At 71.0% G+C, this 16,755-nt stretch carries 19 protein-coding genes and 1 pseudogene; 10 read left to right on the forward strand and 10 right to left on the reverse strand.

Translation table 11 applies throughout. The features are described 5' to 3' along the window. The first annotated feature begins 11 nt into the window (after positions 1-11). The gene (locus tag VFO68_RS29965; RefSeq protein WP_325161784.1) at positions 12-1,508 is read left to right on the forward strand and encodes a sensor histidine kinase; all 1,497 of its coding nucleotides are present in this window, start codon (positions 12-14) and stop codon (positions 1,506-1,508) included. A 77-nt stretch (positions 1,509-1,585) separates the two neighbouring features. Here VFO68_RS29965 and VFO68_RS29970 read toward each other — a convergent pair whose 3' ends face one another. Continuing rightward, the gene (locus VFO68_RS29970) at positions 1,586-1,840 is read right to left on the reverse strand and encodes a WhiB family transcriptional regulator (protein WP_325161767.1); all 255 of its coding nucleotides are present in this window, start codon (positions 1,838-1,840) and stop codon (positions 1,586-1,588) included. A 233-nt stretch (positions 1,841-2,073) separates the two neighbouring features. Further along, positions 2,074-3,003: a diacylglycerol/lipid kinase family protein gene (locus VFO68_RS29975; protein WP_325161768.1), complete on the reverse strand. Its 930-nt coding sequence runs from the start codon at positions 3,001-3,003 to the stop codon at positions 2,074-2,076. 238 nt (positions 3,004-3,241) lie between these two features. On the opposite strand from VFO68_RS29975, the gene VFO68_RS29980 reads away from it, so the two are divergent. The 3 genes from VFO68_RS29980 to VFO68_RS29990 all read left to right on the forward strand — a co-directional run bounded on the left by VFO68_RS29980 (position 3,242) and on the right by VFO68_RS29990 (position 7,347). After that, entirely contained in the window at positions 3,242-3,610 is a 369-nt protein-coding gene (locus VFO68_RS29980) for a hypothetical protein (RefSeq protein ID WP_325161769.1), read from the forward strand. 116 nt (positions 3,611-3,726) lie between these two features. Beyond that, positions 3,727-4,161, forward strand: coding sequence for a papain-like cysteine protease family protein (locus VFO68_RS29985; RefSeq protein ID WP_325161770.1), 435 nt, complete (start codon positions 3,727-3,729; stop codon positions 4,159-4,161). 60 nt (positions 4,162-4,221) lie between these two features. Continuing rightward, positions 4,222-7,347: an ATP-binding protein gene (locus VFO68_RS29990; protein ID WP_325161771.1), complete on the forward strand. Its 3,126-nt coding sequence runs from the start codon at positions 4,222-4,224 to the stop codon at positions 7,345-7,347. 40 nt (positions 7,348-7,387) lie between these two features. Here VFO68_RS29990 and VFO68_RS29995 read toward each other — a convergent pair whose 3' ends face one another. The 4 genes and pseudogenes from VFO68_RS29995 to VFO68_RS30010 all read right to left on the reverse strand — a co-directional run bounded on the left by VFO68_RS29995 (position 7,388) and on the right by VFO68_RS30010 (position 10,765). After that, the gene (locus VFO68_RS29995; RefSeq protein ID WP_325161772.1) at positions 7,388-8,236 is read right to left on the reverse strand and encodes an ABC transporter permease; all 849 of its coding nucleotides are present in this window, start codon (positions 8,234-8,236) and stop codon (positions 7,388-7,390) included. After that, positions 8,233-9,203: pseudogene (locus VFO68_RS30000) on the reverse strand (ATP-binding cassette domain-containing protein). Before VFO68_RS30000 ends, VFO68_RS29995 begins: the two are co-directional and overlap by 4 nt. A gap of 13 nt (positions 9,204-9,216) precedes the next feature. Continuing rightward, the gene (locus tag VFO68_RS30005; RefSeq protein ID WP_325161773.1) at positions 9,217-9,783 is read right to left on the reverse strand and encodes an NAD(P)H-dependent oxidoreductase; all 567 of its coding nucleotides are present in this window, start codon (positions 9,781-9,783) and stop codon (positions 9,217-9,219) included. Between the two features lie 175 nt (positions 9,784-9,958). Further along, on the reverse strand, positions 9,959-10,765 hold the full coding sequence (locus tag VFO68_RS30010; protein WP_325161774.1) for a hypothetical protein: 807 nt from the start codon (positions 10,763-10,765) through the stop codon (positions 9,959-9,961). Here VFO68_RS30010 and VFO68_RS30015 point away from each other — a divergent pair, their 5' ends adjacent. Further along, positions 10,766-11,200, forward strand: coding sequence for a hypothetical protein (locus VFO68_RS30015; RefSeq protein WP_325161775.1), 435 nt, complete (start codon positions 10,766-10,768; stop codon positions 11,198-11,200). A gap of 7 nt (positions 11,201-11,207) precedes the next feature. Here the strand turns inward: VFO68_RS30015 and VFO68_RS30020 are convergent, their stop codons facing one another. Together VFO68_RS30020 and VFO68_RS30025 are read right to left on the reverse strand one after the other, a co-directional pair. Beyond that, complete coding sequence (locus VFO68_RS30020) at positions 11,208-11,693, reverse strand: GNAT family N-acetyltransferase (protein ID WP_325161776.1); 486 nt, start codon at positions 11,691-11,693, stop codon at positions 11,208-11,210. Positions 11,694-11,702: 9 nt separating this feature from the next. After that, positions 11,703-12,302: a histidine phosphatase family protein gene (locus VFO68_RS30025; RefSeq protein ID WP_325161777.1), complete on the reverse strand. Its 600-nt coding sequence runs from the start codon at positions 12,300-12,302 to the stop codon at positions 11,703-11,705. Between the two features lie 51 nt (positions 12,303-12,353). Here VFO68_RS30025 and VFO68_RS30030 point away from each other — a divergent pair, with 51 nt between their 5' ends. Continuing rightward, entirely contained in the window at positions 12,354-12,842 is a 489-nt protein-coding gene (locus VFO68_RS30030) for a hotdog fold domain-containing protein (RefSeq protein WP_325161778.1), read from the forward strand. Here the strand turns inward: VFO68_RS30030 and VFO68_RS30035 are convergent. Next, positions 12,839-13,324 (reverse strand): DUF1772 domain-containing protein, encoded by a 486-nt coding sequence (locus VFO68_RS30035; protein ID WP_325161779.1) that lies wholly within the window; start codon positions 13,322-13,324, stop codon positions 12,839-12,841. The genes VFO68_RS30030 and VFO68_RS30035 overlap by 4 nt on opposite strands. A gap of 81 nt (positions 13,325-13,405) precedes the next feature. Here VFO68_RS30035 and VFO68_RS30040 point away from each other — a divergent pair, with 81 nt between their 5' ends. The 3 genes from VFO68_RS30040 to VFO68_RS30050 all read left to right on the forward strand — a co-directional run bounded on the left by VFO68_RS30040 (position 13,406) and on the right by VFO68_RS30050 (position 15,251). Further along, positions 13,406-14,344, forward strand: coding sequence for an AraC family transcriptional regulator (locus VFO68_RS30040; protein ID WP_325161780.1), 939 nt, complete (start codon positions 13,406-13,408; stop codon positions 14,342-14,344). Between the two features lie 74 nt (positions 14,345-14,418). Beyond that, positions 14,419-14,769: a metalloregulator ArsR/SmtB family transcription factor gene (locus VFO68_RS30045; protein WP_325161781.1), complete on the forward strand. Its 351-nt coding sequence runs from the start codon at positions 14,419-14,421 to the stop codon at positions 14,767-14,769. Beyond that, on the forward strand, positions 14,766-15,251 hold the full coding sequence (locus VFO68_RS30050) for an SRPBCC family protein (protein WP_325161782.1): 486 nt from the start codon (positions 14,766-14,768) through the stop codon (positions 15,249-15,251). The genes VFO68_RS30045 and VFO68_RS30050 overlap by 4 nt, the downstream gene beginning before the upstream one ends. Positions 15,252-15,312: 61 nt before the next feature. Here the strand turns inward: VFO68_RS30050 and VFO68_RS30055 are convergent, their stop codons facing one another. Further along, positions 15,313-15,582, reverse strand: a complete 270-nt coding sequence (locus VFO68_RS30055; protein WP_325161785.1) for an AMED_5909 family protein — start codon at positions 15,580-15,582, stop codon at positions 15,313-15,315. Positions 15,583-15,682: 100 nt separating this feature from the next. On the opposite strand from VFO68_RS30055, the gene VFO68_RS30060 reads away from it, so the two are divergent. Beyond that, positions 15,683-16,755: helix-turn-helix transcriptional regulator (locus VFO68_RS30060; protein WP_325161783.1), on the forward strand; the 1,073-nt coding region annotated here is incomplete at its 3' end.

A 16,755-nucleotide genomic window follows, 5' to 3' on the forward strand; every position in this document is an offset into this window, starting at 1 on the left:
AAACAGGTTCCGTGTCCACGCTTTCCGACCTGCTGGCCGAGTTCACCAGCCTGTCCGTCAAGCAGGTTGACCACCTGCAGATGGTCGTGGCCGAGTGGCAGCTGCTCGCCGACCTCTCGTTCGCCGACTTCCTGCTCTGGGTGCCGGCCGACGAGGAGAGCGGCTCGGACGGCGCGGAGTTCCTGTGCGTGGCCCAGGCCCGGCCGACCACGGCGCTGACCGCGCACGCCGAGGACGTGGTGGGCAGCCGGGTGGTCGCCAGGGAGCACCCTCAGCTCCGGAAAGCGAGCACCGAGCGGCGGATCTGCCGGGAGGAGGACCCGCGCTGGTACCTCGGGGTGCCGGTGCGCCGGGAGACGATTCCGGTCACCCATGCGGGTGAGGTGATCGCGGTGCTGTCCCGGGAGACCAACCTGGCCGTGCCCCGGGTGCCCAGCTCGCTGGAGATCGCCTACCTCGGGGTGGCCGGCGACCTGTGCCAGATGGTCGCTGACGGTAGTTTTCCCACCGCTGAGCCCTCGCCGGGGGCGCACACCAGCCCCCGGGTGGGCGACGGGCTGATCCGGCTGGACTTCTCCGGCGCGGTGGTGTTCGCCAGCCCCAACGCCAAGTCGGCCTATCACCGGATGGGTCATGCCGCGGACCTGGTCGGCGCCCGGCTGGTGCCGCTGACCAGAACGCTGATCGCCGATCCGTTCGACGCCACCGAGGTGGCCCAGCGCATCCTGGCCGCGTTGGACGGGCAGCCGAGCATGCGGGTGGAGGCCGAGTCGCGGCGTGGCGCGACGGTGCTGTTCCGGGCCCTGCCGCTGCGCCCGGCCAACCAGCCGGCGGGCGCGTTGGTGCTGGTCCGGGACGTGACCGAGGTCCGGCGCCGGGACCGCGCGCTGCTGTCGAAGGACGCGACGATCCGGGAGATCCACCATCGGGTGAAGAACAACCTGCAGACCGTGGCGGCGTTGCTGCGCCTGCAGTCGCGCCGGGCGACCAGCCAGGAGGCCAAGGACGCGCTGGCCGAGTCGATGCGCCGGGTGGCCGCGATCGCGATGGTGCACGAGACCCTGTCCACCTCGGTGGACGAGCGGGTGGACCTGGACTCCCTGGTCGACAAGGTGATCCCGGTGGTCGGGGACGTGGCGGCGGCCGAGAGCCAGGTCAAGGTGCGCAAGACCGGCCAGCTCGGGGTCGTCTCCGCCGAGGTGGCCACCCCGCTGGTCATGGTGCTGACCGAACTGGTGCAGAACGCGGTCGGGCATGCGTACCCGCCGGGTCAGTCCGGTGAGGTGCTGGTCTCCGCCGAACGCTCGGCGCGCTGGCTGGACGTGGTGGTCAGCGACGACGGCCGGGGTCTGCCCCGCGGTTTCTCGCTCGAGCGCACCGACGGTCTCGGCCTGCAGATCGTCCGGACCCTGGTGGAAACCGAGCTACGCGGCACCCTGTCCCTGCGCCGCCGGGAGCCCCGGGGCACGGAGGCGGTGCTGCGCGTCCCCCTGTCCCACCGCCGCTGAGCCGGATCTACACAGCAACGAGCCCGGTCACCTGGGAGGTGCCGGGCTCTGTTAGCTTTGCTGTGTACTGCGGCTGATCAGGCGTTGCTGCGCTGCCGGGTACGAGTGTTGCGCCGCTTGAGCGCGCGTCGCTCGTCCTCGCTCATCCCGCCCCACACGCCAGCGTCCTGGCCACTTTCGAGCGCCCAGGTCAGGCAGTTGGAAGCGACGGTGCAGCGGTGGCAAACGCCCTTGGCCTCGGCGATCTGCAGCAATGCAGGACCGCTGGTCCCCACGGGGAAGAACAGTTCAGGGTCCTCGTCCCGGCAGGCCGCGCGGTGGCGCCAGTCCATGGTTAATTGCTCCTCGCTTAGGCGCGGTTGGTCGCGCCTGTAGTCGTCATCCGGTCGTCGGGGTGCTTGTGAATGCTTTCACGAACCGGCTAGATGTCAAGGGTTCTCATGCACCCGGTGAGTGAACTCACCCAAAAGAGGCTGGTCGCGGGCCTGTAACTGCACAGAGTTACGATTAGATCTCGATCACCACTGGTCTGGTCCGGGCGATCCACGACCCGTCTTCGAGGTTCTCACACCACGACCGTGAGCGCGCGCGGGACGGACACGAACTCCACGTTGGTCCGTTCGCCGAGCAGGTCGCCGTCGCACTGGACCCGCACCGGTTGCTCGGAGCTCACCCGGATCCACTCGACGTCGTCGTGGCGCAGCAGGTTGGCGCCGCGGGTCTCGCTCTTGCGGCTGACCGCCTGCCGCAGGTGCCGCAGCACCGTGGGCAGGTGCAGGCTGCGCAGCGCGAACACGCCGAGCCCGCTCTCGAAGGCGCAGCCCCGGTTGAGGTGGATGGCCCGGCTGCCCAGGTAGGTCCACGGGTCGGTGTTGGAGACGAACACCAGGCGCAGGTCGGACACCGGTTCCTGGCCCGGCAACTGCACGGTCAGCCGCTGCCGGCCCTGGGACGGGCGCAGATACTCGGCGACGGCCACCCGGGTGTAGAGCGACGGGCTGGCCCGCTTGCCGCGCTTGCGGTCGACGTCGGCCACCACGTCGGCATCCCAGCCGACCCCGGCGCTGAAGGTGAACCAGCGGCCCGGTGAGCCGTTGGCCACGACCCGGCCGAGGCCCACCGTGCGGTGGCGACCCTCAGTGATCGCGAGCAGTAACTGATGCGCCGCCTCGATCGGGTGACGGGGCAGCCCGAGGGCGCGCGCGAACACGTTGGCCGAACCGCCCGGCACGATCCCGAGCTTGGGTACCGCCCCGCTGACCCCCTCCGCCAGCAGACCGTTGACCACCTCGTTGACCGTGCCGTCGCCGCCGTGCGCGACGACCAGGTCGACCCCGTCGACCGCGGCCTTGGCCGCGGCCGCCATGGCGTGCCCGCGGTAGTCGGTTTCGACCACCTCGAGCTTGACCTGGCTGGCCAGGGCGTGCGCCAGCACGTCCCGCCCGGCGGCCGTGGTAGCGGTCGCCTTCGGGTTCACAACCAACACCGCGCGCATGGGCGCAGCGTAAGCCGTGCCGTTCTGGTCAAGAACCGGGACCGGTCCCCTTCCTCTCTCGCCGCCCCACGCGAGTGCACCCAGACGACCGTCTGCTCGCGAGAAGCATGTTCCAACTGTACTGATCGTCCCCCGAAGGGCTGTCGTTAGGGACCCCCGTCCGGGTGGGTTTACGATCACCCGAATGCAGGTATCCGCCGCTCCACGGAGCGTGAGGGCCGCGGGAGTCCTCGTCACCGTGCAGGGCCTGGCAGGCGTCGCGTTCGCCGTGGCCGTGCTGGTGCACGCGCTGGGTTCGGACGCGCCGGCCGGGAACCTGCTCGGAGAGACGGCCTACTTCGCGCTCATCGGCGGTGGTGTGCTGGCCTGCGGCATCGGGCTGATCCTCGGCAAGTCCTGGGCGAGGACCCCGACCCTGGTGGTCGAGATCGTGCTGCTCGGGGTGTCCTGGTACGCCATCGGCCCGTCCCGCCGGCCCGAACTGGGCCTCCCGGTCGCCGCGCTGTGCGTGCTGGTGCTGGTGCTGCTGCTGTCCGCCCGGGCCCGCGCGTGGGCCGACGGCGAGGGTTCCAGCAGCTCGGACGCCGGTCCCGCCCGGGACCGCTGACGCCGGGCCGCCCTTCGGGGCGGCCGGCACTGCCCCCGGGGCAGCGCCACCGACCCGCAAGAGAAGACCCCCGGCAGGCGACAAACGCTGGTAAAGGCCAGCCCAAGGAGATCGCCATGCCCAGTCACTTCGTCGCCCATGTCCCGCAGAGCCAGCAGATGTCGTGCTGGGCCGCGGCTTCCGCCATGCTGCTCGGCTGGCGGGACAGCGTCTGCTACACCGACGAGACGATCCTGCAGCAGTTCCCGCAGTTCGGTACCGACGGCCAGGACGAGGCCGAGTGCCGGGTGATGGTCAAGGAACTCGGCATGTACGAGCACCCCGAGCTGTGCCGCACCGCCGCGGCCTGGTGGCAGGTGCTGGAAGCCGGCCCGGTCATGGTCGCCATCCCCGGTCACTGGATCGTCATCTCGGCGATCGAGGGCGACGACACCGAGGGCTACCAGATGTACGTGCTCGACCCCGCCGCCGGCGAGGGCTGGTCGACCTACGAGCAGGTCGAGCAGGCCTACGAGCTCGACACCCTCGCCTGCGACATGCTGCAGCTCTGAGCGCTGCGCCCGGCGGGAAATCCTCCGGAACTGTCGCCGCGTGCGGGTACGGTCGGCGGCATGACGGGGGCGCTCATCGGGCGGGACCATCCCGCCGGCATCCTGCACGCCGAGATCGGGCGTGCCGTGGACAGCCACGGTGGCCTGGTGCTGGTGACCGGCGAGGCCGGGATCGGCAAGTCCACCCTGGTCACCGCCGCGGCCGACGAGGCGCGCCGGCTCGGCGCGCTGGTGCTCGGCGGGACCTGCTGGGACTCCGCGGGCGCACCGGACTACTGGCCGTGGGTCCAGGTGATCCGCGGTCTGCGGCGGGGTGCCACCCCCGAGGAGTACGCCGCCGCCGAGACCGCGGCCGGCAGCGGTCTCGCGGTCCTGCTCGGCGAGTCGCAGCGCGCCGAGGGGTCGGAGGGCTTCGCGCTGTACGACGCGGTGACCACCGCGCTGGTGTCGGTCTCGCACAGCCGGCCGGTCGTGGTCGTGCTCGAGGACCTGCACTGGGCGGACACCGCCTCGCTGCGGCTGCTGGAGTTCGCCGCCCAGCACACCTGGTTCGAGCGGCTGGTGCTGATCGGCACCTACCGCGACGTCGAGGTGGAGGCGGTCGAGCATCCGCTCCGGCCGGTGATCGTGCCGCTGCTGGCCAAGGCCACCACGATCTCGCTCACCGGCCTGGACCGGGACGAGGTCGGCGCGCTGATCACCGCGACGGTCGGCCGGCAGCCGGAGCCGGACCTGGTCGCCGAGGTGCACCGGCGCACCGGCGGCAACCCGTTCTTCGTGGAGCAGACCGCGCGGCTGTGGCACAGCGGCGGTTCGCTCACCGCGATCCCGCCCGGCGTCCGGCACGCGGTGCAGCGGCGGCTGTCCCAGCTGCCGGGTGCGGTCCGGCGACTGCTCACCACCGCCGCGGTGCTCGGCCGGGAGTTCGACCGGGAGGTGCTGGCCGCTGCCGTCGCGGAGCCGGTGCCGCAGGCGGCCAGGCTGCTGGACGAGGCGGTGGCCGCGCGGCTGGTCGTCGCCGCGGGCGGCGGCCGGTTCGGCTTCACCCACGATCTGCTCCGCGAGGCCCTGCACGACGAGTTGGCCGAGGCCGAGGCGGCCCGGCTGCACGCGGCGGTGGTCCGGGCCGTGACCGGCGTCCCGGCGCTCGCCGGGCGGATGTCGCCGGCCGACCTGGCCAACCACGCCTGGCTGGCCGGCGCCGAACTGGACCCGGCCACGGCGGTCGACCTGCTGCTCGCGGCCGCGCGCGCCGCGGGCAACCGGATGGCGGCCGACGAGGCGCTGCGCCACCAGGTCCGGGCCTACCAGCGGGCCGCCGCCGACCAGCCGCGCAGGCGGTTCACGGTCGCGCTCGATGCCGGCCGGGGGTTGCACCACGCCGGCCGGCGGGAGGACGCGCTGCGGATCTTCGCCGAGGCGGCGGCGCTGGCCCGGGAGCTGGACGACGCCGAACTGCTGGCCCGCGCGGCGCTCACGGTGTACGGCGCCGAGGAGGGCCGCGACCGGCCGGAGCTGTGGGGCGCGCTGGTCGAGGAGGCGTATCGCACCCTGGTCGGCGAGCGGCCGGACGGCGACCGGTCACCGACGCGGCTGGCTCAGGACCTGGCCCTGCGGGTCATGCTGCTGGCCGAACGCAGCGGTGACGACGAGGCCCTGGAGTTCAGCCTGTGGGCCCGGCACAACGCGATCTGGGGCCCGGGCAGCGCGCCGGAGCGGGAGGCGGTCACGGCGGAACTGCTCAGCGTCGCCCGCCGGACCGGAGACCACGGGACCGAGTTCATCGCGGCGTCGCTGCGCTGGGTGGCGCTGCTGGAGCAGGGCGACCCCGGCTACCTCGACCAGTTCCACGAGCTCGTCGCCATCTCCGAACGGGGGGCGAGCGCCTGGTCCGAGGCGGGCGGCCAACTGGACCGGACCATCATCGCCACGCTCACCGGCCGGTTCAAGGAGGCCGAGGCGCTGCTCGACACGATCACCGGCACCTTCGGCCACGCCGAGGACGACCAGTTCGCCCACATGGTCGACCACGTCCGGTGGGCGCTGCTGCTGCGCTGGGGCCGGTTCGAGGACCTCGACGAGCAGCACCGCCGGCTCCTCGCCGGCCAGCATCCCTGTCCCCGGTTGCTGATGGCGCTCGCCGCGGTGCAGAGCGGCAACCGCGAGGTGGCCGTGCGGCACCTGGCTGACGTGACCGCGCGCGGCGTGCAGTACAGCCGGTTCGTCGCCCCGATCTGGGTGCGCTTCCTGGCCCAGACCGCGGCGGCCACCCGGGACCCGGCGCTGTGCGAGCGGGCCCGCGCCGAGCTCGCCCCGTACGCGGGTGAATGGGCGATCGCGTTGTACGGCTGCGACGTCGGCGGGCCGATGGTGCTCTGGTCGGCGGTGGTCGACGCCGCCCAGCAACGCTGGGACGAGGCGATCGACGGGTTCACCGCCGCCGCCGAGTCCGCCGACCGCCTGCAGGCCCGGCCCTGGGCGGTCGAGGCCCGGGGGCACCTGGCCGAGGCGCTGCTCGCCCGAGGCCGGCCGGGCGACGCCGAGGCCGCCGCCCGGCTGCGGCGCGAGGTGGAGCGGGAGGCGGCCGAGCTCGGCCTGCTCCAGCCACCGGCACCGGCCACTGTGGACGGTGCGGAACCGGTGAACGAGTTCCGGTTCACCGGTGAGGTGTGGACGCTGACCATGTCCGGCCGCACGATCCACCTGCCGGACGCCAAGGGGTTGCGCGACATCCACCTGCTGCTCGGCAGCCCGGACACCGACGTCCCGGCCGTCGAGCTGCTCGCCCTGGACGGCGGCCGGTTGGCGGTCGCCGCCAGGCGCTTCGCCGGGGACGCCGTGCTCGACGAGCAGGCCAAGATCAGTTACCGGCGCCGGCTGTCCACGCTGGACGAGGAGATCGACCGGGCCGCCGTGCTCGGCGACGACCGGCGGGCCGCCGAGCTGGATCGCGAGCGCGCGGCCCTGCTCGACGAGCTACGCGCGGCCGCCGGCCTGGCCGGCCGCACCCGCCGGCTCGGCGACGAGACCGAGCGCGCCCGCAAGGCCGTCACCGCCCGGATCAGGGACACCCTGCGCAAGCTCGACGAACGCCATCCGGAGCTGGCCGAGCACCTGCGGGCCACCATCTCGACCGGGCTGACCTGCCGCTACCAGCCCCGGAACGCGGTGAGCTGGGTGCGCTGAACCGCCCCGTCCGGGTGGGACGGGGCGGTCGCGCGTCGAGTCACTTCCGGTTGTACAGCCGCATGGTGAGCGTTCCGAAGATCACCACGAAGGCGACGGCCCAGCCGAGCGTCCAGGCGATGTCGGCGGCGGGCCAGCTGCCGTGCATCAGCTCGCGCACCCCGGAGGCCAGCCGGGTGATCGGGTTGTGGTTCACCGCGGTCTCCAGCCACCCCGGCATGGTGCTCGGGTCGACGAAGATGTCGCTGAGGAAGGTCACCGGGAAGATCACCATCATGCTGACCCCCATGACCGCCTTCTCGGAGCGCATGAGCAACCCGAACATGGTCCAGATCCAGGAGAACGCGAAGGAGAACACCACCAGCAGCGCAACGCCGGCCAGCACCCCGGTCACCCCGCCACCCGGCCGGAAGCCCATGATCAGGCCGACGGTCAGCATGACCGCCGAGGCGATCACGTAGCGGAACAGGTCGCCGAACAGGTAGCCGACCATCGGCGCGGGCCGCCAGATCGGCAGCGTGCGGAACCGGTCGAAGACGCCCTTCTGGATGTCGGTGTTGACCGCCACCCCGGTGTACATCGTGATCATCACGACGCTCATCACCAGGATTCCGGGCAGCAGGTACTGCAGGTACTCGGTGACCGATCCGGCCAGCGCGCCGCCGAACAGGTACGTGTACATCAGCACCATCATGATCGGGAACGCGGTGACGTCGAACAGCTGCTCCGGCACGTGCTTGATCTTCAGCACGGCCCGCCAGCCGAAGCTCAGCGCGGCGGACAGCGCGCTCGGTCGCGGCGGCCGGTCGGTGTCGAGGAGCACCCGGGCCAGTTCCTCGGCGGAGACCGGGGCCAACTCCTCGGTGCGGGTCTCGGTAACCGTGCTCATGCCGGTACCCCCTTACGGTCGGTCAGGGCCAGGAAGACCTCGTCCAGGCTGGGCTGGCCGAGGGAGAAGTTGTCGACGGTGATGCCGGCCTCGGCCAGTTCGCGCAGCGCCCGGGAAGCCTGGGCGGCGGCGCCGTGGCCGTTGTCGTCCGAGCCCACCCGGACGGTCAGGGCTACCGGGTCGGGATCGAGCTGCACCTGGGCTTCCAGGCAGCCGGCCAGCAGCCGCTCGGCGTCCGGGCGCTGCCACGGGTCGCGCAGCCGCACGTGCACCGAACCCGCGCCGACCGAGGCCTTCAGCTCGCCCTTGGTGCCCTCGGCGATGACCTTGCCGTGGTCGATCACCGCGATCCGCTCGGCCAGGTGGTCGGCCTCGTCCAGGTACTGGGTGGTCAGCAGCACCGTCGTGCCCTGGCTCACCACGGCCCGGACGATGTCCCACACCTGGTTGCGGCTGCGCGGATCCAGCCCGGTGGTCGGCTCGTCGAGGAACAGCAGGTCCGGGGTGTTCAGGATGCTGGCCGCGATGTCGATGCGCCGCCGCATGCCGCCCGAGTAGTTCTTCACCTGCTTGTCGGCGGCATCGGTCAGGCCGAAAGCCTCGAGCAGCTGCGCGGCCCGTTGCCGGGCCCTGGGCTTTCGATGGCCGAGCAGCCGGCCGAGCAGCACCAGGTTCTCGGTGCCGGTCAGGTCCTCGTCCACCGAGGCGTACTGCCCGGTCAGGCTGACCCGCTGGCGCACCGCGTCCGCCTCGTGCAGCACGTCGTGGCCGAACACCCGGGCCTCGCCGCCGTCCGGCCGCAGCAGCGTGGCAGCATCCGGACGGCGGTGGTCTTGCCGGCGCCGTTCGGCCCGAGCACCCCGTACACCGTGCCGGCCCGCACCGCCAGGTCGATCCCGTCCACGGCCCGGGTCGCCCCGAACGTCTTCACCAGGCCGGATGTCTCGATCGCCAGATCGTCGCTCATCGTCGGTTCCCTTCTATGACAGGTAGGGCCGCGCGTTGCGCAGCGCGTGCCCCCACCAGGTGAGCTGGTCGAGCAGGGTCGACGCCGCCCGGTCGGCCCGGTCCGGGTCGGCCGGCGTTCCGCCGGCGTCGAACCCGCCGTCCATCAGGTCGAACCCCACTCTGTTGCGCACGGTCGCCGCGTGCAGCTCGGTGAACACCGAACGCAGCTGCTCGACCGCGTAAACCCCGTCGGACCCGCACCCGTAGGAGACGAACCCGACCGCCTTGCCCTGCCACTCGTCGTACCCGAGGTCGATCGCCTGCTTGAGCGAGGCCGGGAAACTGCGGTTGTACTCCGGCGTCACCACCACGAACGCGTCCGCCCGCCCGATCCGCTCGGTGAACGCGCGTACCTGCGCCGTCGCCGTGTTCGGATACCGCGCCGGCAGATCGAACCCCGCGAGGTCGACCACGTCGACCGTGAGGCCGGCCCGCGACCCCGCGAGGCCGCTGAACCACCGCCCGACAGCCTCGCCGACCCGGCCCTCCCGGGTACTACCAATGATCACCGCGACCAACAGCGGCGCTGTGCACCCCATCGCGGCCTCCTCTCGGCTCCCACCCCGAAAGCGCGAGTTCCCGGCCGCCCGCCGCTAGATCCGATCTAGCGGCCGCGCGGCCACGCCAGAGCGCACATCGTCGCACTCGTTCCCGCCGCGCACGCGAGAGCCGGATGGCACGACGGCCATCCGGCTCCGCTCCCACCCCGTGCGCTCAGACCCGGCGGAACCACTCCTGCTTGTCGTAGTCCGGCCGGTTCGGGTCGGTGAAGTCGGTTCGCCAGTACACCCACAGTTGCCCGGGCCGGTACTGCGACATCTTCGCGTACACGTGCCGCTTGGCGAACCCCTGATCGTAGAAACCGTGGATATGACCGGACGACATCCGGAAATCGGACTTGCTCCAGCCCCAGTCGCAGTTCGTCGGCGAACACTTCCCGAACACCCGCATCGTCCAACCCGCGTCGTGCGTCACGCTGCAGATGTTTCCATTGCACACCGTGACCGGCTGGCAGTCTCGAAGCTCAATTCGCGCGATCCCGGTGGCGTTCGGATCGGTGTTGACCCAGTCCCCGTGCTCCACCGCGTGCCCGACGCAGATCTTTGCCGAATCCTGTTGCCCACTAACAGAAATCGCGCCCGGAACCGGTGCGGTCTCGCCCGGAACCGGCGCGGCCTGCGCTGCGGCAGCACCCGGCAGGACGACCACCGCGGCCACCATCAGGCCAGCCGAGAACCCCAAGAATCCCCGTCTAATTCTCCGGTTGATGTAATGTGCCATGGCGAGCCCCCTGGCTGCTGGGCGAATGACAATTTTATGGAAACGAGCGGCGGAATTCCCCGTCTCGCAAGCAGCATAGGGCGCGCCGCCGAACCGCCGCGAGGCATGCCACTCCAACGGGTAATACTGACGTTTCTCGACGCTTGTCCCGGTGGTGCCGGCCGGTCGGGGGATACTGCGGGCATGCCAGCCACCCGGTGCCTGATGTGCACCCATGACCTTGACGACCATGACAGGCATGTGCGGTTCACCCTGCCGCAGCCGGTGCTGGACGGGTTCGGCACCGAACTGCCGCCGGACTCCTGGCTGAGCCATGACACCCCGGGTGCGTCGGTGATGATGCAGGTCCCGTCCGTGGGGGCGTTCGTCCGGGCGCTGCTGCCGATCAGGATGACCGGCGGGCACACCCTGACCTACGGGCTGTGGTTGGCCGTCGACCCGGGCGAACTGCACCGCATCTTCGGCGTGTGGTGGGAGCCCGAGTACGTCGACCTTCGCTTCACCGGCTGGCTGGCCAACCCGGTGCCGCCCTGGGGGATGCTCACCACGCTGGTCGACGCGGTGGTGCGCGATCCCGAGCACACGCCCTACTGCGATCGGTCGCCCGACCCGGTGCTGAGCCGCGTGCTCACCGAGGAGTGGCAGCACACCGACGTGCTCGGCGCCCTCGGCTGAGTCAGCGCTACCCGCTCTTGGCGAGCCGATCCAGGGCCGGGCCGCTCACCCGGATGACCGTCCACTCGTCCATCGGTACGGCACCAAGGGTTTTGTAGAACCCGATGGCCGGTTCGTTCCAGTCCAGTACCCACCACTGCAGGCGGGTGTAGCCCTGTTGGACGCATTCCTCGGCCAGGGCGGCGAGAAGCGCCTTACCCAAGCCGGAGCCGCGCGCGGAGGGGCGAACGTAGAGGTCCTCGAGGTACACGCCGTGCACGCCGTCCCAGGTGGAGAAGTTCAAGAACCACAGGGCGCAGCCGACCACCTCACCGTCGAGTTCGGCGACGTGGGCGAAGACGGCGGGGGTGGGGCCGAACAGGGCGCGGCGCAGTTGGTCGGGGGTGACGTGGCATTCGCGCGGGGCGCGTTCGTATTCGGCGAGTTCGTGGATGAGCTTGACCAGAACGTCCACATCGGGTTCCCGGGCACGGCGGATTCGTTGGTCTGGCAAGAGGTTCTCCTAGAAACCGATGGGAGGCACGTTGAGCCGGACGATCTGGGGTTCGCCGCGCTCGTCGCCGAGGACGGCGATGCCGCCGGGCTCCAGTCCGAAGTGGACGCCGAAGCCGGCGGGCCGGCCGATCCAGGTGGCGAGTAGGACGCGGCTGAAGTGTCCGTGGCCCACCAGGATCACGTCGCCGGTGGACCGGGCGGCCCGGGCGCGATCGACCACACCCGCGGCTCGGGCGCCGACCTCGGCGGCGGTTTCGCCGCCGGGAACGGGGTGGGTCCACACCCGCCAGCCGGGGACCCGTTCGCGGATCTCGGGAGTGGTCAGGCCCTCGTACTCGCCGTAGTCCCACTCGGCGAGGGCCTCGGTGACCTCGGTGACGGTCAGGCCGGCCAGTTCCGCCGTGCGCAACGCCCGGGTGCGCGGGCTGGACAGCACCAGGGCCGGGGGCTCGGTGCTGCCGCGCATCTCGCGCAGCAGTTTTCCGGCCAGCCGGGCCCGCCGCTCGCCGTCCGCGGTGAGCGGGACGTCGGTCCGGCCGGTGTGCTGGCCGCTCACCGTCCATTCGGTCTGGCCGTGCCGCAGCAGGTACACCGCATGGGTGGCCACCGGGTTCCTCCGATCTAGCTAAGCTACCGCTTAGTAGCTAAGCTGCCTACCGTGCAGACCATCGAGCGGACTCCGCCGTCGACGACCTTCGCGCTGTGGCAGAGGCTAGCCGCCCGGCCCCTGGGCAACCGGCTGTTCTCGCTGGCTTCGTGGCTGAGGGTGCCGTACTTCCGCACCGTCCTGCCCACCGTGGTGACCATGCGGCCGGGCCTGGCAGAGGTACGCGCACCGCTGTGGTGGGGCGTGCACAACCACCTGCGCACGTTCCACGCCATCGCCATGTGCAACCTGGCTGAGTACGCGATGGGCATGCTGGCCGAGGCGACCGTGCCGGCCACGCACCGCTGGATTCCCCGGCATATGAGCGTGGACTACCTGGCCAAGGCCAAAACCGGCCTGCGGGCCGTCGCCGAGGTCCAGCCGGTGCCGGAGTTCGGCCCGGACGCGGTCGACCTGCCGGTGCCGGTGCTGATCTACGACAGCGCCGGGCGGGTGGTGGTCCAGGCGGTGATCACGATCAAGGTGTCCCCGAAGGTCTAACCGGCCAGGAGCGCGGCCACCAGCAGCCCGGTCGCCAGCGTCGAGGCCACGGCCCGGATGTGGTTGCCGGCCGTCCATTCGCGCAGGTAGCGGGTCCAGTACTCGGCCGCCTCGGCCGTGTTCGGGTCGAGCGCGAGCAGCGCGTTGTTGCGCGGCACGTGGAAAACGCCGGTCAGCAGGATCGCGCCGAGCAGGTAGGCCAGGCCACCGAGGATCAGGAAGATCGCCGCCGGCTGGCCCCAACGCAGGACGCCGAACACGACCAGCACCGCACAGAGCAGGGCGGTGCCGAACAGTTGGATCATGAACACCGGGGTGACGGCGGTGATGTTGATCGACTGCATGGCCGCGATGCCCTGCGGGGCGGGCAGCCGGCGCAGGCCGGGCATCACGAACGAGGAGAAGGCGAAGAAGACGCCTGCGCCCAGCCCGCAGCCCAGCGTCGCGGCGATGGTCAGGGTCAACACGAGGCGATCGCTCATGGTGCCATTCAATGCGGTAGGCACTGAGACGATCCATAGTTCAGCGGCTCGATCTGATACGCGAGCGTCTAGGCTGGCGTCGTGGACGCGCTTGCTGGCCTGCTCGACGGACCCCGGGCGCGCAACGCGTTCCTGCTCCGGGCGGTGCTCGCGCCGCCGTGGTCGCTGCGGATCCAGGACGAGGCGCCGCTGTCGCTGATCGCGCTGGTCAGCGGGGAGGCATGGATCCTGCCGGGCGACGGGCGGAGCGTGCCGCTGCGGCCCGGCGACGTCGCGGTGGTGCGCGGGCCGGAGCCGTACGTGGTGGCTGGTGACCCGGGCACCGAGCCGCAGATCATCATCCATCCCGGGCAGCGCTGTGAGACCCCGGACGGCCGGTCGCTGTACCAGGAGATGGATCTCGGCGTGCGGACCTGGGGCAACGACCCGGACGGCGGGACCGTGATGCTGGTCGGCTCCTACCATCTCGACGGCGAGGTCAGCCACCGGTTGCTGCGTGCGCTGCCGGCGTTGCTCGTGCTGGACGGGCAGGACTGGGACGGCTCCCTGATCGCGTTGCTGGCCGAGGAGATCGGGCGCGACGAGCCGGGGCAGGAGGTGATCCTGGACCGCCTGCTGGACCTGCTGTTGATCACTACGTTGCGCACCTGGTTCGCCCGGCCGGACGCCGGCGCGCCGGCCTGGTACCGCGCGCAGGGCGACCCGGTCGTCGGGCGGGCGTTGCGACTGCTGCACCACAACCCCGCGCACCCGTGGACGATCGCCGCGCTGGCCGCGGCGACGGGGGTCTCCCGGGCCACCCTCGCCCGGCGGTTCACCGAGTTGGTCGGCGAGCCGCCGATGAGCTTCCTGGCCGGGTGGCGGCTGGCCCTGGCGGCGGACATGCTGCGAGCGACCGACGCCACCGTCGGCGCGGTCGCCACGCAGGTGGGTTATGGCAGCCCGTTCGCCCTCAGCGTCGCCTTCAAGCGGGTGCACGGGCAGAGCCCCGGGCATTATCGCGCCCGGTTCCTCAACTAGATGGTTGACAAAGCAGGTCAGGGACTCCTATGGTCTGCTTATTCAACCAAATGGTTTACAACGCGGGAGGCGAGATGACCGAGGACCGGCTTTCCCGGGTCTTCGCGGCCCTCGCCGATCCCACCCGGCGCGACATCGTGGCCCGGCTCGCTGTCGGCGACGCCACCGTCGGGCAGCTCGCCGCGCCGTACGACGTGTCGATCCAGGCGATCTCCAAGCACCTCAAGGTGCTTGAGGAGGCCGGGCTGGTCAGCCGGGGCCGGGACGCCCAGCGGCGGCCGTGCCACCTCGAGGCGGACATGTTCGAGCTGATGACCGCCTGGATCGACCGATACCGGCGGGCCGCCGAGGAGCGCTACCAGCGCCTCGATGCCCTGCTCGCCGACCTTGCCGACGCTGACAATGAGAAGGGAAAACAACCATGAGCACGTCCACCCGCAACCAGACGACCATCGAGGCCGACCCCAACCTGCCGACCATCCGGATCACCCGCGAGTTCGACGCGCCGCGCGAGCGGGTCTACCGCGCCCACATCGAGCCGGAGCTGGTCGCCAAGTGGATGGGGCCGCGGTCCGTCGACATGCGGATCGACCACTGGGACGCGCGGACCGGGGGAAGCTGGCGCTACGTCGCCCTTCAGGACGGTGCGGAGATCGCCAAGTTCTACGGCTCGTTCCACGAGGTCCGGCCGAGCGAGCGCCTGGTCCAGACCTTTACCTTCGACGGCGCCCCGGACGGCGTCAGCCTGGAGACGGCGACGTTCGAGGACCTCGGCAACGGCCGCACCCGGGTCGTCGGCCTGTCCGTCGTGGACACGATGGAGATCCGCGACGCCATCCTGGCCAGCGGCATGGAAACCGGCGTCATCGAAGGCTACGAAAAGCTCGACGCCCTGCTGGCCGAGTAGAACCGAAGCGCGGCGCGGGGGGCGGCCCTTCGGGCCGCCCCCCCGCCGCGCCTTTGGCGGTTCACCACCGGCCGGTCTCGTCCGCTACGGGAATCGGCTTGCCTGAGCGGATAGCCTCGGCCATTCGCCGTTCCCGGGCGGCCCAGTAAAGCGCTTCGTGATGATGCCCTCGATCGACCTCGGCGATCCGGTCATATACGGCAGCGCTTCGCAGATGGTAAGTGAGCCACGCGGATGCTGCGGCGCTCTCTCCCGGGCTCAGCTGGACCAGCGCATCGTGCGCTTCGATGAGTGTTCTGGTGTGGTTGGCCTGCTGCCAGCTCACGGTCATGGTCACGTCCCTCCAGCATGACCATCGGCCGTAAGCTGGAAAGACAAGACCGCATGAATGGCTCACGCATGTTATGCGCATTTGCGAGAGGTTCGGCGCAGTGGAAACGTTCGGCCAGGCTTTGAAGGCGCTCAGGGTCGCGGCTGGGCTGAGCCAGACAGAGTTGGCGCGGGCGGCGCTGTGGAGTCAGAGCCAGGTGAGTCGGGCGGAGAACGATCAGTTCCGCCCCGCTGAGGCAATCGTCGATCGGATCGATGTTCTGCTGGACGCGCGCGGACGGTTGGTGTCGGCGTTTCGCCGGGTGCGTGAGCCGGGGCGGGATGGCTGGGAAATCAGGGAGTTCATGCGGCACACGCACCGCACGGACGTGGGAAAGGAGACGATCGAGCAGCTCGAGACCGCTACCGAGCAATTGTGCTGCGAATATGCCTGGCGGGATGTCGAGGAGCTGCGTGATGACGCCCGTGAATTGTTGCGCTATGTCGGGCGGCTGGTCGACGGGCCGTGCACCTTGGGCGAGCATCGTGATCTGCTGGTGCTCGCCGGCTGGCTGACATTGCTGATCGGATGCCTGGAATACGACCTCGGGCGCGTCGGGCCGGCTGACCACGCGCGGGTGGCGGCGCGCAGCCTCGGGCGGGAGACCGGGCACGGCGAGATCGTCGCGTGGTCTTTCGAGCTGAGCGCCTGGTTCTCGCTGACGCACGGCCGGCTGAGGTCGGTGAGCGAATACACCGCCGCCGGTTCCGATGCGGCGCCCAACTCCTCGGTCGTGGTTCAGCTCGCCGCCCAGTCGGCCAAGGCCCACGCCCGCATGGGTCTGCGCGGCGAGGTGGATCAGATCCTCGACCGCGGGTTCCGGCTGCTGGCCAGGCACGAGCACCCGACCCGCCCGGAGAACCACTTCGTCATCGACCCGACCAAGTGGGACTTCTACGCGATGGACTGCTACCGGCTGCTCGGGGATGACCGGCGCGCCGCGGAACACGCCCACGAGGTGATCAGCCTGTCCCGGCGCCCGGATGGCGGCGAACGCAGTCCCATGCGGGCGACCGAGGCGCGGTTCACGCTCGCCGTGACCGCCCTGCGCGCCGGCGACCTCGAAGCCGCGGCGGCGTGGACCAGGGCCGCACTCGACCAGCCGCGCCGGTCCGTCGCGCCGCTGTCCATGAT

This window comes from Actinophytocola sp. (genome assembly GCF_035712165.1).
In the GTDB taxonomy this organism is placed as follows: domain Bacteria; phylum Actinomycetota; class Actinomycetes; order Mycobacteriales; family Pseudonocardiaceae; genus DASYTH01.